We start from the raw sequence: 20,711 nt of genomic DNA on the forward strand, positions 1-20,711 counted from the left end.
GACCCGGATCACGCACGCGCACACGCTCGCGCGGCCGCACCGCGCGCGTCAGTCCGACGACCCCGTGCTGCGCGGCCGCTCGATGCCGTACGCTTCCATCCAGCGATAGAGCGTTGCACGCGACACGCCGAGCTCGCGCGCGGATGCGGCGACGCGTCCGCGCGTGCGCAGCAGCGCGGTTTCGATCGCTTCGCGCTCGATCGACTTGCGGATGTCGGCCACCGACGGCGACGCCGCGTCGAGACAGTATTCGAGCTCGAGGTCCTGCGCGGTGATCAGGCGCCCTTCCGTCATCACGACCGCGCGCCGCACGCGGTTGATCAGTTCGCGCACGTTGCCCGGCCAGTCATGCTTGTAGAGCGCCGTGATCGCATCCGTCGAAAAGCCGCGCACGCGATGGCGCGCGTCGCCGCGAAAGCGTTCGAGCATGTGATGCGCGAGCAGCTCGATGTCCTTGCCGCGCGCGCGCAGCGGCGGCTGGTCGATGCGCATCACGCAAAGGCGGTGGAACAGGTCCGCGCGGAAACGCCCTTCTTCCATCGCTTCGCGCAGGTCAACGTGCGTCGCGGAGACGATCCGCACGTCGACCGGCACCGGGTCGCTGCCGCCGAGGCGATGGATCGCGCGCTCCTGCAGGAAGCGCAGCAGGCTCGCCTGGCTCTCGTGCGGCAGGTCGCCGATTTCGTCGAGCAGCAGCGTGCCGCCGTTTGCGGCTTCGACGTAGCCGATCTTGCGCGCGTTCGCGCCGGTAAACGCGCCGCGCTCATAACCGAACAGTTCCGATTGCAGCAGGTGGGGCGGGATCGCTCCGCAGTTGACCGCGACGAACGGGCCGTTGCGCCGTTCCGAATGACGATGGATCGCGACGGCCGTCAGTTCCTTGCCGGTTCCCGTCTCGCCGAACACGAACACGGGCGCGTCGGTGCGCGCGAAGCGCCGCACCGTATCGAACAGCCGCAGCATCGCGCTGCAGGTGCCGACGATGCCGTTCTCCTGCGATTCGAGGCGTTCCCGATCGCGCGCGAACAGGCATTCCATTCCGTACGCATGGCCGACCGTATCGGCAATGCGTTGGTGCGACGCGGGCAACGTGATGTAGTCGAAGCAATAGTCGCGCAACAGCGCGCGCACGTTCGGCGAGGCGGTCTGGCCGGTCTCGACGAGCGCGACCCACACGACGTCGCGCATCGACGCGCAGGTCGACGCGATGCTGCCGATCGCGTCGGCGTGACCGCCGCTCAGGTCGAGGATGCCGCAGGTGATTTCGCCGGAGGTATCGCGCAATTCGCTGGCGTGCGCGACGAGCGTCACTTTCCAGTCGCGTCGCGCGAGTTCCTTGCGCAGCATGACGGACGGCGACTGGGTCCAGTAAATCAGAGGACGCTGCCCGGTAATCCTCTCCCCGCCGGCGCTCTTATCGCGCGTTATTGGCATATTCATAGCGAACCATCACTTTCTCCACTCCGCGAACCGTTCGCGTGCGCTGCGGCCGGCGGCGCATGGCCACCTGTCCGCGCTGGGTTTCCGCAGCTTTGGCGAAGATCGAAACTGCACACGGCGAGAGCCCCCGGAGGTCGAGCCGAATGTCATCCGGCCTCGTTGTCATCGAACTCGAAGGGAACGCGCGGCCGCGGGAGCCGCGGCGTTCCGGCTTTCATACGACGCGCCGTCAGGCGGAGCGCGTCGGCAAACGGGATTTCCGTCCGCATTTGCGTCGCGTCGTACACGACAGCCGCGCCCGATGCTGAACCGGATGGCCGCCAACCCGCTTTCGGAATGGTGGCCTCATTTCATCCGTTCCTGAATCTACACCCCGTATCGAGATGGCCTTGTTACCAAAAGATAAAATCGATTCAGCCGATTACGCTGCCGCCCCGGCGCGCGCGGCGCGCGTTTAGCGCCTCAGATTTGATTATCCACGACCATTCCCGTCAATCAGTGCCAAATACCACTTTTCCGCAAGATCGGCGCCTTCCATTGCCCCCGATTCTCGCTTGAATCGCGCAAATAATCCGGGAAGCGTTTTGCATCCGTGGATAATCGCGCGCCCCCTGCGACGCCGCCATCACGCATCGAACGCGGGCGAACCGCGCGTGTTCGTTACAACATCGTAACGAAGCAGCCGGTCGTGCCGTCCGTCTCCTGACGCGATGCAGCATGGCGTCCATGCGTGTCGTGCCACCCATGATCGCTGCCGACAGGCCGGCGCGACGGGCACTGTGCTGGTGCAGGGCCGCATGCAGCGCGAAAGCATCGGGCAGCGCACCGTCGCAAGTATGCGCGTGTTGGCCGGCGCGTCGAAACGATTGCGTCCCGATGAAGGATGCGCGCATCGCGACGACATCGACGATGCGGCGGATGCCGGCCTGCGAGCAGCCGGTCGCGATGCGCGGCCGACCCGCCGTGAACGATCGCAATCTCAAGTACAGCCCCCGATTCTTCAATCGCGTTCGATGCGGACTGCCCGCTGCGCTGTTCGCAGCGGACAATCGCGACGAATCAATTATGGGAAAGCCGGCATGCGGCCACTGTGTGATACCGCACAGTGCCCCGCTCACGTCACGGCCCGTTTCGCGCTGCCGGCATCGCCCGCACGAAACGCGCATAACGAGAGTGTGAGTATGCTTTCGAACAGACCGGCGCGCCCCGCATCCGCATCATGGACATCGGCGAGCCGCACCGGACAAACGCGTTCATGCGGCTCGGCGTGCTGAAGGCTTCACACGAGGACCGCATCATGGAATGGCATTGTTGTGAATTCGAACATCTGAGCGCCGTCGATCTCTATGCAATCCTGCGCTCGCGCAACGCAGTGCTGGTGGTCGAGGATGCGCATACGTATCTCGACATCGACGGCAAGGATGCGCATGCGCTGCACGTGTTCGCGTGCATGCACAAGGGCGACACGACGGAAGTCGTCGCCTACGCGCGCGTGCTGCCCGGCGACGACGCCGATCCGGACGTCGTGATCGACAAGGTGCTGACGAGCGAGGCATGTCGCGACGACCGCACCCTCGAGCAACTCATGCAGCGTGCGCTCACGGCCGCGCAGGCCGCATGGCCCGACGTGGCGGTGCGCACGCACGTTCCCGCGCAACGCCAGTCCTTCTACAAACGTTTCGGATTCCGCAAGGCCTACGGTCCCTATCTCGAACAGGGCGCGCCGTTCGTCGGTCTCGTCCGGCCCGCCGACCGCGCCGCCGGCGCGCTGCGTCAGTTGCTGTCTCGGACCGTCTCGGCGCCGCGATCGCGCAACGAGGACACGCGCGTCGACGGCCGCGTACACAACCGGCTGCCCGCCGATACCGGAGCTAATCGATGAACGCCAACCTTCGCCCGGTTCCCGATCCCGAGTTGCCCTGCGTCCTGCCCGTCATACTCGCCGGTGGTTCCGGCACGCGCCTCTGGCCGCTGTCGCGCGAGCAGTATCCGAAACAGCTGATCGAGCTGACCTCGAACGAATCGCCGCTGTCGGCGACCGCGCGCCGCCTGAACGGCATCGCGAACGCGGCGCTCGGCGACACGCTGCTGCTGGTGTGCGGCGAACAGCATCGCATCATGAGCGCCGCGCAGGTGCTCGGGCGCGCGGCCCCCGCCCGCATCCTGCTCGAACCGGCCGCGCGCAATACGGCGCCCGCGCTGACGCTCGCGGCGCTCGACGCCAGCGTGCTCGCGGACGATCCCATCCTCGCGGTCATGCCGGCCGATCACGTGATCGGCGACGTCGCCGCATTCCAGGAAGCGGTCGGCCGCGCGGCGCGCTACGCGCAGGAAGGCGCGGTCGTCACGCTCGGCGTGCTGCCGCGCCGCGCGGAAACCGGCTACGGCTACATCCAGGTCGGCGAACCGCGCGCCGGCCGCCTCGGTGGACAAGGCGGCTATGCGATCGGGCGCTTCGTCGAGAAGCCGAACGCGGCGCTCGCCGAGCGCTACCTGCATTCGGGCGATTACTGGTGGAACAGCGGGATTTTCGTCACGCGCGCATCGACCTGGCTGAAGGCGATCCGCGCGCTCGCACCCGACATCCATGCGGCCTGCGACGCGGCATGGCGCGCGGGCACCGCCGAGCATCCGTTCTTCCGGATCGACGCGGCGGCCTTCGACGCGTGCCCGTCCGACTCGATCGACTACGCGGTCATGGAACGCCTCGCGGAGCACCCCGAACTCGGCATCGAAGGGATCGTGGTACCGCTGTCCGCAGGCTGGTCGGACGTCGGGACCTGGGATGCGATCTGGGAAATCATGCCGAAGGACGATCAGGGCAACGTCGCGCGCGGCCCGATCGTGTTCGAGGACACGCAGGACAGTCTCGTGCGCTCGGAGGGCCGGCTGATTGCGTGCGTCGGGATGAAGGACGTCGTCGTGATCGAGACGCCCGATGCGGTGCTGGTCGCGAACAAGCACGACGTGCAGCGCGTGAAGAACATCGTCGCGCGCCTGAAGACCGAGCAGCGCCCGCAGGCGAGCGAACACCGCAAGGTGCAGCGGCCGTGGGGCCACTACGATTCGATCGATCTCGGCGAGCGGTTCCAGGTGAAGCGGATCGTCGTCGAACCCGGCAAGCGGCTGTCGCTGCAGATGCATTATCACCGCGCCGAGCACTGGATCGTCGTGCGCGGCACCGCGAAGGTCACGCGCGGCAACGAGACCTTCCTGCTCAGCGAAAACGAATCGACCTATATCGCTGTCGGCGAGGTCCACCGCCTCGAGAATCCCGGCCGGATTCCGCTCGAGATCATCGAGGTGCAGTCGGGTGATTATCTCGGCGAAGACGATATCGTGCGGTTTGATGATCAGTATGGAAGGCCGGTCGTCGAGAGCGTGCGGCAGCGCCCGTCGATCGCCTCGCGCGAACCGGACGAGGAAGCCTCGGAACGCAACGTCATCCGGTAAGCGCATGCGGATCGAGGCGGCGTGCGCGATGGCGATGCGCGCCGCCGCGCGAACAAGGGGTGGCCGCCTATTCGCCGCCTGTTCGCCGCATGGCGTCGCCGAACCGCGGCCCACCCGACGCACGATCAGTCGATGCCGCCTTGCGACCAGCGCGCTTGCCTGACCGATTCGCGCACGCGCGGCAACAACGACGAATCCGCGCCGATCGCGTCACCTGCCGCCGACAACGGCTGACGCGCAGCCGCACACGGCGCGCCCCTCGCCTGCCCTCCCGACGCCCCCGCCGGTCGGCCGGTCGCGCAATCGTGCGCGGGGTCGACCCGGACCGGCATTCCGCCGATCCCCGACAGTTGATTGTCCGCGAGCCGCACACCCGACACGTTTCCCCACAGGCGAATGCCGTCGAATCGCGCATGCGACACGCGGTTGCCGATCACGGTCACGCGCGACACCGAACCCGACCACGTGCTGACCTCGATCGCCGCCTGCTGCGTGACCGGACGAGGATCGGCCCGGCCCGTCGCTGTCTGGATATCCGCGATCGAGTTGCCCTCGATGCGGATGTCGGACGAGCCGGCAGTTCGATTGCTGTCTTCCTGCGCGACGAGAATGCCCGAGCTCACCTGTACGTTGCGCACGATATTGTTCGAGATGGTGACGTTCGCACCGCCGACCACCGTGATGCCCCGGCCCCACGGGTTGCCCTCCAGCGAGTTGCCGGTAATCAGCACGTTGCGCGTCAGCACGCCTTCCGCCTGGTAACTCACCACGGCGATCATGTCGTCGCCGGTCCCGCGCACGACGTTGCCCTGCACGAGCACGTTGTGCGAGCCGTGCGTCATGTGAATGCCGTCGGCCAGCGTCGACAGCACCTCGTTGCCGACGATCGCGACGTCAGCGCCGCCGAACACGAAGATCCCGCCGCCCGCGCCACCGTCGATGACGTTGTCGAGCACCTGCACGCCGCGCCCCGTCACCTCGACCTTCGAAGACTCCGGCGTCGTGAGGCGTGCCGTGCCGGTTCCGGTGAGCCGAAAACCGACGAGCGTCGTACCCTCGCCGCGCATATCGACCGTCTGGTCGCCGGGGGTTGTCGCGATCAGCGTCGCGCCGTAGCCCGACAACACCACATTCCGCTGACGCACGACCAGCGACCGGCCGACCACATACCGCCCCGGCGCGAACACCAGTCGCTGGCCAGGCTGCAACGCGTCCAGCGCATGTTGCAGCATGTCGGCCTGATCGGCCGCGTCCCCAGCGGGACGAACGTACGCATCCGGTACAGCCGAATGAAACGCACCAGGCGCAGGCGTGCCGGATGCCGCCGCGGCACTGCCCGGCCAAGCCAGCCCGCCTGCCACGCACATCGCGGCAAGCGCCACACGCGCAAGAATCGGGCCGTGTGATCTATGCATGTCGAGTCGACTCCCTGGAATGACTTCGCGCGCGTCCGCCGGCGCGCCCGAATCGCTGCATGCCGGCCGAGTTGTCGGCCCGCGATACCGCCGAAACAGGCGGTGTACTACGTTCGATTGGATCATTCGAACCCGCCGCGTTTCAGTGCGTCAACAGACCAATACATCCCGCCTGCGCGGCGGATCCGACATGCCGTTGACGATTCATCGCGCTTCCAATGAAGCGAATCGCGGAACGGTAGGCTCGCGAACCGAGTGCCGGTCTGCGACACGTATCATGGCCACCATGCGACGCGACCGTGCGCCGGGATCGCCCGACAGCACCGGTCGCACCCGATCCCGCGTCGCGGTCTCGGCGTGCCGTGCGCCGGGGCACCGAACCCTGCCCGCCGGGCCCCCGGATCGTCCGCACTTCGCTCGTCCAGAATCCGTTCATGACCGACCTGACCATCGCAATCTGCAACTACAACCACGGCGCATACCTGCGCGACGCGATCGATTCGGCGCTCGCGCAGGGCGCGCACGGTGTACGCGTGCTGGTCGTCGACGACGGTTCGACCGACGATTCGCGCGACATCATTCGCTCGTACGGCGAGCGCGTGACGGCGGTGTTCCAGGAGAATCGCGGTCAGGTCGCCGCATACAACCGCGCGCTCGAACATGTCACGACGCGCTACGTGATCCTGCTCGACGCTGACGACCTGCTCTATGCCGACGCCGCGGCCCGCGTGCTCGCCGCGTTCGCGTCCGGCGACTTCGTGAAGGTGCATTTCCGGCTCGACGTGATCGCGCAGGACGGTGCAATGACCGGGGCGAGCGTGCCGCAGTCGGCCGTCGACACCGATTGCGGCCGCCTGTTGCGCGCGGGCTGGCTGTACCCGTCGCCGCCCGCATCGGGCAACGCGTATCGGGTCGATGCACTCAAGCGCATCTTTCCGGTACCCGTCACCCCGGACAACCTGCATGGCGCGGATTTCTATGCGATCTACGGTATCGCGTTGCTCGGCGCCGTACACATGATCGATGCAACGCTCGGCGGCTATCGCGTCCATCAGCAGCCGGGGACGCGCCCGTCCGCCGACACGCCGGCCCTCGCCCTCACCAATTCGGAAGACGCCGCGACAGGCGCGCTGAAAGCCGAACGCCGATGGGCGACGCTGCGCATGCTTGCCGGCACACGGCTGCACGAAGCATTGCCGATCGCGCCGCTCGACTTCGCGATCGAGAAGGCCCGCTTCGCAAGCACGCTCTATCACGCCCCACTCGTGCGGCGCTGGCGCTGGTTCCTGTGCGAATCCGGGCGCTACTGGCAAACCGTGCTGCGCAACCCGTTCTGGGGGCCCGCCAAGAAAACGGCCGTGGCCGGGCTGTCACTCGCATGCTTGCTGCCGTCGGCAACGCTCAGCAACCGTGCGATTCGCTATATCTCCAATCCGCTCGCGCGCGTGCGGAAGTCATCCGGCCATCACGCCGACGCTCGATAGCGTCGCCGAGTCGCGCCTTCGGTAAGCCATCGCACCCAGCGGGTCGCGCATGCGCTGCACAATGATCCGGACCAGTGGATTCACGCGCACTGACCGGATTTCGTCGTTGTCTCGTCTCCAGTCGTCGTAGTCGAACGCCGGTATCCGATGTTCGGAGGAATCGAGCCGATACGTAGAACGCGGCATTGGTTCGTCACGCTGCGTCGTGTTCGGCACGCTCCGGCAACGTCGACCCGATATTCCATCGGCGGAAACCATCCGGCTGCCTCGTCAGCTCGAACAAGCGACTGCGACAGCAGGATCCAATGGCCACGGCAGCCATGCATTTATCAATCAGGAATGCATAGTTTAACGAACTCGACACCGAGACAACACGATTCGCGGGCGGCTCATCGTCACAACGGGCGATGAATGTGCGATCGGATCGCTAGACCGAAAGATGACCCAAGAAAAGATCGTTCATATCGCCGAAGCGTTTGGTGGCGGCGTGCTTTCGATGCTGACCCATCTCGCCAACCATGCCGCGGCGACCGGCGTCGACGTGACGGTTCTGCATTCGATCCGACCGGAAACCCCGACCGATTTTTCAACGCTGTTCCTGCCTGACGTGAAGCTCGTGTACGTCGACATGGCGCGCGAGGTGAGCGTCAAACAGGATCTGCGGAGCTTGCGTGCGCTGGTCCGGAACCTGCGCGACAGCAAGCCGACCGCGATTCATCTGCACTCGTCGAAGGCCGGCGTGCTGGGGCGAATCGCCGCCCGGATCGCCGCCCCGAATGCGAAGGTCCTCTACTCGCCGCACGGACTCTCGTTCCTGCGCCGCGACGTGTCGCGCATGAAGCAGTATGCCTACCTGAGCTTCGAGCGCATCGCGGCGCACATCGGCGGAACCATCGTCGCGTGCTCCGGCAGCGAACTCGCCGAGATCCGGGGAAAGGTCCGGGCGAAGTCGGCAGTCCTGGTGGAAAACGGCGTCAATGCGGCTGAGATCCCACCGCGTCGAACGCGCGACGATCGCAAAGTCGTCATCGGGATGAGCGGCCGGGCGTCGTTCCAGAAAAATCATGAAGCATTCGTGCGCCTTGCCGACACGCTGCACGGCGTGGACGTCGAGTTTCTCTGGATCGGCGGCGATGCCGCCGAGATTCCGGACCCCGGCCAGCGCCGGGCAGTCGTCTGCAGCGGCTGGGTCACCCGCGCACGCGCGCTCGCGCTGACGTCGGAACTGGATATCTACGTCCAGACCTCCCGATGGGAAGGCATGCCGGTCGCGTTGATCGAAGCGCAGGTCGCCGGCATACCGGCCGTGGTGACGGATGTCGTGGGCAATCGCGACGTGGTGATTCACGGCGTGACCGGCTATGTCGCGTCGAACGCCGACGAGATGGCCGCATATCTGACCCTGCTGCGCGACGACCGGCAGCTTCGCGAGGAAATGGGCGCAGCTGCCCGGCAACGGGCGATTCAGCGATTTTCGATGAACGCGATCTTCCGTCAGTGGCACGCCCTTTACGGACTCGACACCGACGGGGCGCGAGTCGACACGCACGACTTCAAGCCGGTTGTTCCCGATCACGTCAAAGCCTGATTCCGATTTCGACATCCCCTTATCGACATGATCGCTTTCAAGAAACCGAAGCAACTCGTATACAACGGCCGATTCACCACGCAGAAGACGACCGGCGTGCAGCGCGTCGCGCGCGAGCTGATCGCCGCACTGATCAAGTTTCAGCCTCAGGATCCGGTGACCGTGCTGGTGCCTCCGCAGCCCGGCGTCGAGGTAAGCGGTGCGAGGACGGTCAAGGTCGGTTTTTACAAGGGCGTGGTCTGGGAGCAGCTGGTGCTCCCGCTGTTCGCTCGCCGCGGACGCATCGTCAATCTCAGCAATTCGGCATCCATTTTCATCGGCAACCAGATCATCTACATGCACGATGCGGCGGTGTTCGACACGCCCGCGCATTTCTCCCGGCCATTTCGCGTGTGGTACCGGATCATGTTCTGGATCCTGGCGCGAACCTCCGTTTGCGTGCTGACCAACTCCTATTTCTCGCGGGATCGCCTCGCGCATCACTGCGGCGTCTCCGCGGAGAAGATCAGCGTCGTGCCGCTCGGTGCGGATCATCTCGATGCCCTGGAAGCGGACGCGAGCGTGCTCGCCAAGCATGCGCTGACGCCCGGCCGCTTCGTGCTCGCGGTCAGCAGCATGAATCCGACCAAGAACTTCGGGCGGCTGATCGCGGCATTCCGGCAGATCGACGATCCGTCGGTCGATCTCGTCATCGTCGGCATGCAGAACGCCACCGTGTTCGGCAAGCAGGATCATCTCTCGGCATCCGAGCCGAACATCAAGTACGTGGGCTACGTCAGCGACGAGCAATTGAAGGCGCTGTATCAGAACGCAGCGTGCTTCCTTTATCCGTCGATCTACGAAGGCTTCGGCATACCGCCTCTCGAGGCGATGCGCTACGGCTGTCCGGCGGTTGTCGGCAAATCGGCCGCACTGCCGGAAGTCTGTGCCGATGCGGCGCTGTACTGCGATCCGTTTTCGCAGGACGACATCGCGCAGAAATTGCGGAGCCTGCTCGATTCCGCCGAGCTCAGGGCCGAGCTCAAACGCAAGGGAAGCCTGCACGCGGAGAAATATCGCTGGAGCCGAAGCGCCGAGATGATGACGGAGATCTTCAAGGGGCTGTAAAAGCGACTCCCGCACGCCGGCGCCACAACGACGCCGGCGTGCTGCGCGAACTGCTCCGTTTACCCGACGTTGACCGGGTTGCCGGTGGCGGCCCGATGATTTCCGAACATGCGCTTGCCCAGATACGACCTGATCGGTTCTTCAACAAATTTCGCCAGGATGGCGGCGGACACGATCGAAAGAGACGCGGCGATCATCGCGGTTCGGACAACGTGGATGTCGGCCTGTGGCGCATACGCGAACACCAGCCTTCCGATCGGATAGTGCACGCAATAAAGCGGATACGAGATCCAGCCGAGGAACGCGCTGAGCCTTGCAATCGTCTTGCCGCTCGGCGCGAGCATGGCCCCCCGGTAAACCAGCGCAGGTGCGACGAACAGCAGGATAGCCACTGAATACATCCCCTTGATCGACGACGGAAACGCGACGACCAGCAGGAAAACGACAAACAGCATGTAGTCGTTCTTTATGAGCCTGGCGACGAACCAATGCGGCTTCGCCGGAAGATCCGATTCGTACATCTTTCCAATCGCGATGCCCAACAAGAACCCGTAGCCCACCCTGAAGAAGCCGCCGACGAAGTTATCCGCCGCCCAGCCCTGGTTCATCATGATCGCCAGCTTGGCGTTATCGAGACTGGCAAGGAACCCATATACGAGGAATGCGACGAGACAGGCGTAGGCCCATCTCGACAGATTCCGCGCGGTCATCTTGATTGCCGCGATCAGGATGACGCTCGCGAACAACTCGAAGAACAGCGACCAGGCAGGTGGATTCAGCGGGAATACGCCAGGATCATTGACGGACGGCAAGCTGTGATTCGCCGCGCCGACGAAACCCGACACCGAAAAGCGACCGAGGTATGGAACGAGAAAAAAATTCTGGCCGGTGGCGGCCGCCAGGTTGCCCAATGAGAACCGGGCGGACGAATTGGCCTGCATGACGATCAGGCTCGCGAAGCCGATCGCGAACCCGATGAAAATCATCGGGTACAGGCGTATTAACCTGCGCTTCAGATACTCGCCACGCCATGCGTCCTGGCGTAATCTTTCACCATAGGAATACGAAAGAATGAAGCCGCTCAGCATGAAAAACATGTCGACGGAAAGATAGGCACCCTGCAGGATCGTGCTCGATAGTTCCTGCAGGAAATGCATGAACATCACGCTTATCGCAGCGATGCCTCGCAAGCCGTCCAGGATTTCGAACTTCTGCTTGTGACTGGCCATGAAAGTGAGTGGCTCCGGGAAATATCGATCTTGCAGGTTCGGCGCGCGTCGGCGCACACTTCACGTTTCCGGCGACCCGGCACCCTACGATCGCCGTGCCGCCGCCGCGGGTCAGAAAGTCTTGTAGACGATGTCCGGCGCGGGCGAATCGGAAATGACCAGCACCAGCACGGTCACGACCGCCAATACCGTGCACCACGAGGTACGGGCGTAACGCGACAGGAACAGTCCGGCCATGCCGCCTTGCGTCACACGCTCGTATACAGCGTTGAGCAAGGCAAGCGTCACCGTCGCGCCCACGAATACCAGCAGCCATACGAACGCGACGAGCGCCGGGCCGAGCGTCGTCGCGATGGTCTGGATTTCGCTCCAGGTCGACCAGAACCACAACAGGCTGAATGCGAAAAACGTGAACGTCAGCCCGCGCGCGCAATGGGCGTAGAGCGGCGTGTTGCACAGCGCGACGTACCGTTTCTTGCCAAGCCATTTGGTCATGCGGATCTGATACAGCTTGTTGACGCTGACGCCCCCGCCCTGCAGGACACCGAAGAACAGAAACATCGACGTCTGGCCGTGCCAGGCGCCGACCAGGAAGAACGTCACGAAGAACGCGACGACACCCAGATACGGCTCCAGTGAGCGCGACGGAAAGCGACGCATGAGTGTCATCAGCAGCGGGTTGTATACGTAGGTCTTGAGCCAGCCGGAAAGCGTGATGTGCCAGCGACTCCAGAATCCGATGAAGTTGGTCGACGAGAACGGCCGGTCGAAATTCTCCGGCAGTGAGATCCCGAAGAAGCGCGCTACACCGACGACCGCATCCGTGTAGCCGGAGAAGTTGAAATACAGATAGACCGGGTAGATCGCGGCGATCGCCAGCCCGGTCAGCATGCGCTCGCCGAGCGGTTGCATCGGCGACAGTTGCGCAAGCGCCTGATGATGGAGGTGCGACAGTGCCGCCGACACGATCGCCACCTTGAAGAATCCCACGATGATGCGCTCGAGCGCGACGCCGTAGTCGATTGCATCCGGTCCCGGCCGCTCGCTCGTCTGCGTCACGCTGTAATCCTGAAAGCGTTGAATCGGCCCCGACACGAGCGACGTGAAGTTGAGCACGTAATTCAGATACACCACCGGCGTCACGCGAACCGACAGGCCCGGACTGCGAGCGTCGATGATGAGATGGAGCATCCGGAAAAAGATGTAGGACACGCCGATCGTCGCGTAAGGGTGCGACAGCAGCAACGCGGACGGCACGAACGTATAGCGTTTGAGCCAGAAGAACAGCGCGATCACGATCGCAACGATCGGCGCGAACGCAGCCAGCCACTGCTTCGTTTGCATGCCCCGGACGCTCAGATAACCGACGAGCAGGAATGCGGCGAACGGAATCCACGCGACCGGATCGCGGGAAAACGTCGCCAGGAACAGCAGATTGACGACGAGAAATACCGCGTTTTGCCAGGTCAGCGAGCGAGACAGGTTGAAGATCAGCGCGGCGACGGCTGCAAAGGCGAAGAACTGGAAGGATGGAATATTCATCGGGCGGCCTGAAAACGGTTCGAAACGATGGCGGCGTCATGCGCCGCCAGGTTCAATGTGACCCGCATGCCGACAACGCGGGTGCCCCGCCGGCGGTAAGCGCCGTCACCATGCTTCGCGCGACAACGCGCGCGCCGGCGGCGTTCAGATGGTTGTCGACCGGATAGTAGTAATCGGCCGGGTTCGCCGACTGCTTCAGGCTCGAGGCCAGATCGATGTAGCGCATGCCGTGCTTCGCGGCGATTTCGGCCATCGCGTGATCGAGCGCCAATGGATCGATGCCCGTGGGCAGCGATTTCGCGGCCAGGAGCCCGGCCTGCGTCCGTTGCGGAATCAGCATCAGCGCCACCGGCACGCCCGTCGCGCGAAACCTGTCCGCGACCGTTGCGGCCACTTTGTCGAACGTCTCGAGCCGCTCGCGCCAGGCGGTCGAAAATGGCGGCCGAAGGAAATCGGCCTTGTCGCCGTATTTCAGATACATCGGCACCTGAATGTCCGGATTTTCGAACATGTAGTGCTGTGCGACGGCGACGGCACGGCTGCCGCTCAGCCAGCCCTTGGCACGCGCCATCAGGTCGCTGCGCGGTTCCGGCGCGACGGTAGCCGCGGGCGCATCCGCGACGTCCGGCAGATTGATCTTTTCCAGATCGAACGGCGCAACCGTGAGTACCGCTGCATCCGGCTGCAAGGCCAGCGCCGGCCCGATCCGGTTCAGCACCTTGCGGAACGGCAGCTCGTAGACACCGAGATTCTGGACCTCCACCGGTGCGCCACACATCCTGCTCAGGTCATGTTCCGCCAGCGCCGCGAACGATTGGTCGTACGGGAGGCTCGTGCCTTCGGCAAACGACGTGCCGAGCAACGCAACGCGTCGCGTACCGGCCGGCTTCGGTCCGCAACCCTCGGTCGAGCGGAAACCGCAAGCGTTGTAGTGGTAAGTGATCCACGGCGTTTCCGGAGTCTTGACCGTCATCGTGCAGTTCGGGACGTTGCGCATGCCCTCCCTGGCATCGGCCACATGGCATTCGCCCCCGCGCGTACCCGCGCTCCAGATCGCCCTCGTCGCGAATTCGGCGGCAACGAAAAGGCAGACCACCGTCGCCACGACGATCAACGGCAGCAATACATAGTCACGGCGCGGCAGCTTGCGAGAAGCCGCAACGTCATCCGTCTCGCGCAACGACGTGAGTGATACGGTGTTTTTCATGATTCAGGCGGCAGCAATCGTATCGAAACCCGCCCGCGTCACGGCGAAATGACCCGGCGCGATCTCGCGGTCGCTGGCCATTTCCCAGACCGTCGTGCCGTCCGGCTCTTCGCTCACGGCTTCGAAACCGAGCTTCGCATAATGATCCTTGACCAGCGCATTGCGGTCGGTCGGGATGTAACGCCCGATCACGCGCGTGACATCGCGCTGGCGCGCATGCTGCAGCACTTCGCGCAACACCATCTGCTCGACCTGGCGCCCCAGCACGCGGCAGCTCATCAGCCACGAATCGATCTGCCAGGTACTCGGCGCACGTTCGTCGGGCCGGCAAATCACGACCGAGATCATGCCGTTGTCGCCGAACGTATCCGTCAGGCGAACCTGCAGCGTGAAAACCCGCCCGTCACCTTCGAGCGCGTGGATCTCCGCGTCGGTATAGCGGCGCGTCGTCAAATTGAACTGGTTCGACTTGTTGATCAACTGAACAATGCGTGCCCGTCCGGTATCGTCGAACGGTGCGAAATCGATCTTCATGTCGAGCGAACGCAGGTACGCATCCATGTCGCCGGCCTGACTGCGCAGCGCCACGCGGCGCGCATTGTCCTGGTACATGTCGGCGCGCTTCTGATCTTCCGGCAAGAACGCGAGGGACTCGAAATAGCCCGCGGCGGCAAGGGTCCGCGCGTACAGCGAAGGATCATCGGGCAACTCGGGAACGGCGACTTCGGGCAACGTCGTACGGACCAGATTCCGCTCGACCGGATTGTCGTCGAGGAACACCATCGAATCGATACCGAGCGACAGCTCGTCGGCAATCGCGCGAATATTGGTAGCCTTGTCGTTCCAGTTGGCCTGGAACACCGCAAAGTGTTGCTCACGCAACAGCATTTCAGGGTGCTTTTGAAACGGCAGACGCGCCGTATCGTCGTTGTTCTTCGACGACACCGCGAGCACGATGCCGCGCGCCCTCAGCGAAAGCGCGAGCTGCTGTACAGCGAGATGGGCTTCACCGACCGCATCGCCCTGCGCCACCTTGATGCCTTCGAGCAAGTCGTCGCCGATCACCCCGCCCCAAAGGGTGTTGTCGAGATCGAGTACCAGCACACGCCGGCTCTTGCCGCGCGCCGCGCCCAGCAGCCGGCCCACGTGATCCGCATAGAGCGGCACGTAGTCGCCGGCAAACGGATACTTGGCCAGATTCCATTGGGCGGGCGAATGCCAGTTCGCCAGTCCGACCGTCCCCGCGACATGCGCAACGTCGAACAGGATGTCATTCGATTCCGCCACACGCTGCGCGAGCGCTCGATTGAAACGTTCGACGAGATTGAGCGGCGTGCCGGCAATCAGCGCATCCCGATTGCCGAACAGCGTGTCGGACGGCGGCGCGAGCGTCTGGACGATCGACGGCGCATTGCCGTGCTGCCTGAAGCCGGCCCGCAGTGCATCGATCTGATCCAGTGCCGCAGCCACGCTGTGCTGCGCCGCTTCCTCGTCGCCCGGTTGCGCGTTGAGCGGCAGCCCACGGTAGTCCAGGGCCACCAGCACGGCATCGACTTGCGCGCGATTGATCGTCGAATCCGGCGCAAGGGCTTCCTGCATGACCTGCCCGTAGTGCCCCGACACGATCTCCAGCGCGACGCCATGACGCGCGGCGCTGGCGACGAGCGGCAACACGAGATGATCGAGCGTGCCGTTGCCGACCAGCCCGAGCCGGAACGGCGTGAGCGGCGCGAGCGTGCGCCCCGCGCCCTGCAAGGCAACGATCGCGCGCCCCAGCTTGATCAACTGATTTTCGCCGAGCGCGCAGTTGGCCAGTTGGCGTAAGCGGCGGCCCAATCCGGCACCCGGATCATCGTCGATCGATTCGACGAGCGTGCGGCATCGCGCGGAGAAATCGTCAGGCGGGCGCGGCAACCAGGCCAGCGCAGTGTACAAATCATCTTTCATCGAAGGGCGCTCTCGGCAAAGCGGGTTCTGGACGGGACATGCGGGCCGACCTGCATCATGCGGCGTGGCGCTTGCTGATCAGATCTGCAAATTCACCGACGTTCTTGAGGCCGGAAATATCGGCTGCGGCAAGCTTGATTCCGAACGCGCGCTCGACGCTCAGAACCAGGCGGATGTGCGACAGGCTGTCCCAGCCGTCGACGTCAGCGGCGGTCAGTTGAGGCGTTGCCACCAGCTCGTCGTCGTCGAATACGTCACGCAACACGTCGGTCAACTTGGCATAGACGGCAGATTGGCTCACGGCGAAGGCATCCTTTGACGTAGGGAAAAATGAACGATGCGATGTGCTCGGTCGAGGTTGTTCGCGTGCAGGTCATCGCATTGCATCGGTCAGCGGTCCGTGGTCCGCAGCGGCACGACAACCTCGACCATCGTGCAAATGCTAGCCCGGCGATCGAATCATTAACGTGCGAAAAGCTACTTTTCCGGGAGGTGACCTGGCTGGAACGCAGGTTTCGACTCGCGAACGCGATGTCGAACGGGCACGCGGCTGCCCGCCGTTTCGCGCACGACAGGCACCGCGACGCGAGGCCGAACGTCGACTGGTCATCGGCGGCATTCGTGCTGCGATACGCTGCGAACCAGGCCGTCGATCGACACGTCAGCGCGCCCGCGTGCGCCTCACGGTGCGGCAGGATGGGTGGCCGGCGGGACCGATGCCGGTCGCTTGACGAAATAGCGGAACACGGCGATCAGCAAGACAATCGGCACGAAATTCCGTCCGCTGAACAAATTCGGAATTCGAAGAATCTCCATGATCGAAACGTAGAGCACGGCATGCGCGCAACACCAGAACCCGGCTCCGCTCCGCCAGCCTGCGTAGCTCCGTCCGAACACCCAGCCGAGGACAACCGCATCGAGCAGCCCGAACCAGCCCCATTCGTAAAAGTGAACGAAGATCCCGGAGGGATTGTTGAATTCCGGGTCGGCGTAGCTGTTCAGGAACACGGTGATGCTGTCGGTCGAGTCGAGCCACGGCTGCAACGGTGCGCCGATGATCGGAAAATGCAGCAGCCAGTCGAAAGTGAACATCGGATGGCCGCGGTCCCAGCCGAGCACGCTCAGTATCCCCGCACCGTTGTTCAGCGCCGTCGAGTAATAGAGGCCGAGACGTTCGAGCGCGAAATCGAAAAGGTTGTCGTAGATGGTGACGTAATAGGCTTCCCACGACCGGTTGTACTCGTTCGCGATGAAGAGCCCGAACAGCAACGGAATCGCGGCGTACGGCCCGAGCGTCAGCAGTCGCGAGAACCGGCCGCCGAGCCGGAACCGCACGATCATGAGCGCGCATGGCAGCGCCACCTCGATCAACGCGAGCCGCTCGGCAAAGATGAAGCTGCGCAGCAGCGTCAGCACCGCGAGCACGCCCAGGTAAACCTTGTAGCGGTTCACCCCTTTGACCGGCGTCTTGAACACGTAGAAATACAACGCGACGTACGGCGCGGCTGCCTGCGTGAACGAGCTCAGGCCCGTGAAGTGCCCTTTCTGCTCGAGCATGACATACGCATTCGCTTCGCCGTGCAGGAACGCCAGCAACAACGCCGGACGCGCGAGAATCCCGCCCAGCAGCATGAGATTGCCGAACAGCGCGAGCACGAACACGAAATCGAGTACGCCGGCGGGCAACTCGGCTGGCGCGGCCGGCGGCCCCCGGCGCGACTGCGCCTCGGTCGTCGCCAGCCACGCCGTCACCACGACGACCAGCAGGAACAACGCGCCGACCAATGCGTAATAGCCGTCGAAGTAGAGCCGCGCGATCGATTTCTGATTGACCAGCAGACTCAGCGACAACATCCCGTACAACGGCAGGATGAAGATCAGCACGAGGCGGGCGGGATCTTCCCACCAGTAACCTGTGTAAGCACCTGCCTCGCGACGGACACGCGCCGCCCTGCGCGCCGTCGCCCCGCTCTGTCGCGGACGGAGCCTGCCGTCGCCCGCACGCCGCCGTCTCATGAAGCCCGTTCCATCTGTTGTCGCGATACCGCCATTCCCTTGGCGACCGCCGCGGCCTGATGCGTGTTCGTATCCGCATAGCCGTAGTCGTACCGTCCCGGCGCGCCCTTGTAATCGTTCAGGACCACGCCGCGCACGTCGATATGCGCCTGTTCGAGCCGTCGTGCGCTTTCGTCGAGTTCCGCCAGTGTCGTCACGCCGCTGCGCGCGACGAGGAACACGGTTCCCGCGAGGCGGCCGAGCACCAGCGCATCGGCCACCGGCAGCAACGGCGGGCCGTCGATCACGACCATGTCGTAGCGCGATGCGACCTGCTCGATCAGTTCGGCGAGCGCGGGCTGCAGCAGCAGCTCGCCCGGATCGGGCACGACGCTGCCCATCGCGATGAAATCGAGGCCCGGCACGATGCCGCGCTTGATCGCCTCGTCGAGCCGATGGGTGCCAGCCACCACGTCCGACAGGCCCGGTGCGCGGCTGTAGCGGAATCGTTCGTGCAGCGACCCCTTGCGCAGGTCGGCATCGATCAGCAGGACTCGCCGCTTCGCCGCGCCGACGAGCGACGCGATATTCGCGGCGACGAACGACTTGCCGACACCCGTCGTCGGCCCGGAAATCAACACGACGGGATTCGACGCGTCCGGCATCGACAGTTGCAGTGCCGCACGGAAATTGCGCAGGCTTTCGAGCGCCGCGTCCTGCACGGCGACCGACGGCACCTGCGCGCGCGCGCCACGCCGTCCGGCCTTCGGGCGCAGCTCCGCTTGCGCCGCGCCCGGGCTGTGCGGCACGGTCGCGAACACGGGCAGTCCCGTCGTCCATTCGATTTCCTCGGCATCGCCGATCGTGCCGACGATGCGCTGCCGGACGATCACGATTGCCGCGCCTGCCAGCAGGCCCACCATCAGCAGGGCGATCACGGCGACCCCGCGATGCGGGCCGATCGGCTGCTCGGCGACCTTCGCCGTATCGACGATCCGCACGGTGCCGGTCTTGCTGGCCCGCGCGAGGATCATCTGCTGGCGCGTGTTGAGCAGGTTCGTGTACAGCGCCGTGTCGACGGCCACGTCGCGCTGCAACTGCAGCACGCCCTGTTCGACGGTCGGCAGTTGCTGGATCTGCTTGCGTGTCGTGTCGAGCGAACGCTGCGCGTCGGAGAGCTGAGCATCGACGGCCACCACGGCCGGATGCTTCGGCATGAAGCGCGTCAGCAATTCCTCGCGCCGCTGCTGCAGCGTCTGCACGCGCGTCTCGATGTCGACCGACTGCTGGCGCAACGCCAGCGCCTCGTCGCTCGTATTGACCGTCCCGTGCGAGGCCCGGAACGCGTTGAAGCGGCTTTCCGCCTTTTCGAGCTGCGCCTTGAGCTGCGGCAACTGGGCGTCCATGAAGCGGATCAGCTTGTCGGCCGCCTCGGACTTGCGCTGCGTGTTCTGCGCCAGGTATGCGTCGCCGATCGCGTTCAGCACGCGGCTGTCGTGCACGGGATCGGTGCCGTCAAGCGTCACGCCGACCATGTTCGACTGCTTGCCGCGCTCCGAGATCAGCGCGTTCTTCTGCAGCCAGGCCGTCGCCTCCTCGTCGCTGTAGCGCGTCAGGTCGAAGCGTGCGCCGGGCTTGCCGGCCACACCGCGTACGAATATGTCGAGCGGCCCCTGCGGCGTCTCGACATGTAGCGGCTGCCCGATGCGGCCCTGCCATGCGGGCCCCTTGCGGCCGAACCAGCCCGTACCCTGCAGCGTGTAGGCGCCGTCGTCGCCGACGGTCAGCGCGAACCGCTTGCCGAGCAGGCGCTTCGGCACGTCGAAGGTCGGCACGTCGATGCGCTCGGTGCCGTACACATAGCCGCCCGGCAGCGGCGACGACAGCCCGTCGGCCGCGTTCACGAACCGCCAGCCGATCAGCGGCAGGTAATGCGGCCTGGCGTCGACGGCCAGATTGGTGCTGTCGATCGCGCGATCGAGCACCGCGCGGGATTTCAACACTTCGATCTCGGTCGACGCATCCGTCTTCAGGTCGAATACCGACGACGGATCACCGGTCGGCGACGTCGATTTCGAGTCAGTCGGGCTTTGCTCGACCTGGAACAGGATGTCGGTCCGGTAGACGGGGGCCGCACACAGCGCATACACGGCGCCAACGAGTGCGCCCGCGAGCGCCGTGCCAAGGATCAGGCGCCGGCCGCCGTACAGCATGCCCCAGTAGCGGCGCACCGGATAGGACGGCCGCAGGGCGGGCCCGCTGTGCGGGTCGGGCAGGGTCGAGGAAGTCATACGGCATCAGTCC

14 protein-coding genes are annotated in these 20,711 nt (G+C 64.7%); 5 read left to right on the forward strand and 9 right to left on the reverse strand.

The genetic code is table 11. From position 1 onward, the window contains the following. Positions 1-48 precede the first annotated feature (48 nt). Positions 49-1,440 (reverse strand): sigma-54 dependent transcriptional regulator, encoded by a 1,392-nt coding sequence (locus DID98_RS01480; protein WP_185500279.1) that lies wholly within the window; start codon positions 1,438-1,440, stop codon positions 49-51. 1,297 nt (positions 1,441-2,737) lie between these two features. Here DID98_RS01480 and DID98_RS01485 point away from each other — a divergent pair. After that, positions 2,738-3,322 carry a drug:proton antiporter gene (locus DID98_RS01485; protein ID WP_124485079.1) on the forward strand — a complete coding sequence of 195 codons (585 nt, stop codon included), beginning with the start codon at positions 2,738-2,740 and terminating at the stop codon, positions 3,320-3,322. Then, a complete protein-coding gene (locus DID98_RS01490) occupies positions 3,319-4,893 on the forward strand; it encodes a mannose-1-phosphate guanylyltransferase/mannose-6-phosphate isomerase (protein WP_124519616.1) in 1,575 nt (524 codons plus the stop codon). Before DID98_RS01485 ends, DID98_RS01490 begins: the two co-directional genes overlap by 4 nt. 125 nt (positions 4,894-5,018) lie before the next feature. On the opposite strand, the gene DID98_RS01495 is transcribed toward DID98_RS01490, so the two are convergent. Next, the gene (locus tag DID98_RS01495; protein ID WP_124570090.1) at positions 5,019-6,308 is read right to left on the reverse strand and encodes a nitrous oxide reductase family maturation protein NosD; all 1,290 of its coding nucleotides are present in this window, start codon (positions 6,306-6,308) and stop codon (positions 5,019-5,021) included. A 434-nt stretch (positions 6,309-6,742) separates the two neighbouring features. Between DID98_RS01495 and DID98_RS01500 the strand changes: the two genes are divergently transcribed. From DID98_RS01500 to DID98_RS01510, 3 genes are all read left to right on the forward strand, one after another. Continuing rightward, positions 6,743-7,792 carry a glycosyltransferase family 2 protein gene (locus tag DID98_RS01500; RefSeq protein WP_124570052.1) on the forward strand — a complete coding sequence of 350 codons (1,050 nt, stop codon included), beginning with the start codon at positions 6,743-6,745 and terminating at the stop codon, positions 7,790-7,792. Positions 7,793-8,231: 439 nt separating this feature from the next. Beyond that, entirely contained in the window at positions 8,232-9,380 is a 1,149-nt protein-coding gene (locus DID98_RS01505; protein ID WP_124570054.1) for a glycosyltransferase, read from the forward strand. Between the two features lie 27 nt (positions 9,381-9,407). Then, a complete protein-coding gene (locus DID98_RS01510; protein WP_124570056.1) occupies positions 9,408-10,487 on the forward strand; it encodes a glycosyltransferase family 1 protein in 1,080 nt (359 codons plus the stop codon). A gap of 59 nt (positions 10,488-10,546) precedes the next feature. On the opposite strand, the gene DID98_RS01515 is transcribed toward DID98_RS01510, so the two are convergent. The 7 genes from DID98_RS01515 to DID98_RS01545 all read right to left on the reverse strand — a co-directional run bounded on the left by DID98_RS01515 (position 10,547) and on the right by DID98_RS01545 (position 20,698). Further along, positions 10,547-11,716 (reverse strand): acyltransferase, encoded by a 1,170-nt coding sequence (locus DID98_RS01515; protein WP_124570058.1) that lies wholly within the window; start codon positions 11,714-11,716, stop codon positions 10,547-10,549. 111 nt (positions 11,717-11,827) lie between these two features. Next, positions 11,828-13,258: an MBOAT family O-acyltransferase gene (locus DID98_RS01520; RefSeq protein ID WP_124519628.1), complete on the reverse strand. Its 1,431-nt coding sequence runs from the start codon at positions 13,256-13,258 to the stop codon at positions 11,828-11,830. A gap of 52 nt (positions 13,259-13,310) precedes the next feature. After that, on the reverse strand, positions 13,311-14,465 hold the full coding sequence (locus DID98_RS01525) for an SGNH/GDSL hydrolase family protein (protein ID WP_124570060.1): 1,155 nt from the start codon (positions 14,463-14,465) through the stop codon (positions 13,311-13,313). A gap of 3 nt (positions 14,466-14,468) precedes the next feature. After that, entirely contained in the window at positions 14,469-16,412 is a 1,944-nt protein-coding gene (locus DID98_RS01530) for an HAD family hydrolase (RefSeq protein ID WP_124519632.1), read from the reverse strand. 55 nt (positions 16,413-16,467) lie between these two features. Continuing rightward, positions 16,468-16,713: an acyl carrier protein gene (locus tag DID98_RS01535; RefSeq protein WP_059666713.1), complete on the reverse strand. Its 246-nt coding sequence runs from the start codon at positions 16,711-16,713 to the stop codon at positions 16,468-16,470. Positions 16,714-17,093: 380 nt separating this feature from the next. Beyond that, the gene (locus DID98_RS01540) at positions 17,094-18,428 is read right to left on the reverse strand and encodes an oligosaccharide repeat unit polymerase (RefSeq protein ID WP_124570063.1); all 1,335 of its coding nucleotides are present in this window, start codon (positions 18,426-18,428) and stop codon (positions 17,094-17,096) included. Further along, the gene (locus DID98_RS01545) at positions 18,425-20,698 is read right to left on the reverse strand and encodes a polysaccharide biosynthesis tyrosine autokinase (protein WP_124519636.1); all 2,274 of its coding nucleotides are present in this window, start codon (positions 20,696-20,698) and stop codon (positions 18,425-18,427) included. Before DID98_RS01545 ends, DID98_RS01540 begins: the two co-directional genes overlap by 4 nt. Positions 20,699-20,711 lie beyond the last annotated feature (13 nt).

It is taken from the genome of Burkholderia sp. Bp8984 (assembly GCF_003853755.1).
GTDB lineage: Bacteria > Pseudomonadota > Gammaproteobacteria > Burkholderiales > Burkholderiaceae > Burkholderia.

Coding starts and splice junctions, on each gene's coding strand:
- DID98_RS01525 (WP_124570060.1), bottom strand. CDS start 14,465: ATGAAAAACACCGTATCACTCACGTCGTTGCGCGAGACGGATGACGTT.
- DID98_RS01540 (WP_124570063.1), bottom strand. CDS start 18,428: ATGAGACGGCGGCGTGCGGGCGACGGCAGGCTCCGTCCGCGACAGAGC.
- DID98_RS01530 (WP_124519632.1), bottom strand. CDS start 16,412: ATGAAAGATGATTTGTACACTGCGCTGGCCTGGTTGCCGCGCCCGCCT.
- DID98_RS01515 (WP_124570058.1), bottom strand. CDS start 11,716: ATGGCCAGTCACAAGCAGAAGTTCGAAATCCTGGACGGCTTGCGAGGC.
- DID98_RS01500 (WP_124570052.1), top strand. CDS start 6,743: ATGACCGACCTGACCATCGCAATCTGCAACTACAACCACGGCGCATAC.
- DID98_RS01505 (WP_124570054.1), top strand. CDS start 8,232: ATGACCCAAGAAAAGATCGTTCATATCGCCGAAGCGTTTGGTGGCGGC.
- DID98_RS01510 (WP_124570056.1), top strand. CDS start 9,408: ATGATCGCTTTCAAGAAACCGAAGCAACTCGTATACAACGGCCGATTC.
- DID98_RS01485 (WP_124485079.1), top strand. CDS start 2,738: ATGGAATGGCATTGTTGTGAATTCGAACATCTGAGCGCCGTCGATCTC.
- DID98_RS01490 (WP_124519616.1), top strand. CDS start 3,319: ATGAACGCCAACCTTCGCCCGGTTCCCGATCCCGAGTTGCCCTGCGTC.
- DID98_RS01545 (WP_124519636.1), bottom strand. CDS start 20,698: ATGACTTCCTCGACCCTGCCCGACCCGCACAGCGGGCCCGCCCTGCGG.
- DID98_RS01520 (WP_124519628.1), bottom strand. CDS start 13,258: ATGAATATTCCATCCTTCCAGTTCTTCGCCTTTGCAGCCGTCGCCGCG.
- DID98_RS01495 (WP_124570090.1), bottom strand. CDS start 6,308: ATGCATAGATCACACGGCCCGATTCTTGCGCGTGTGGCGCTTGCCGCG.
- DID98_RS01480 (WP_185500279.1), bottom strand. CDS start 1,440: ATGAATATGCCAATAACGCGCGATAAGAGCGCCGGCGGGGAGAGGATT.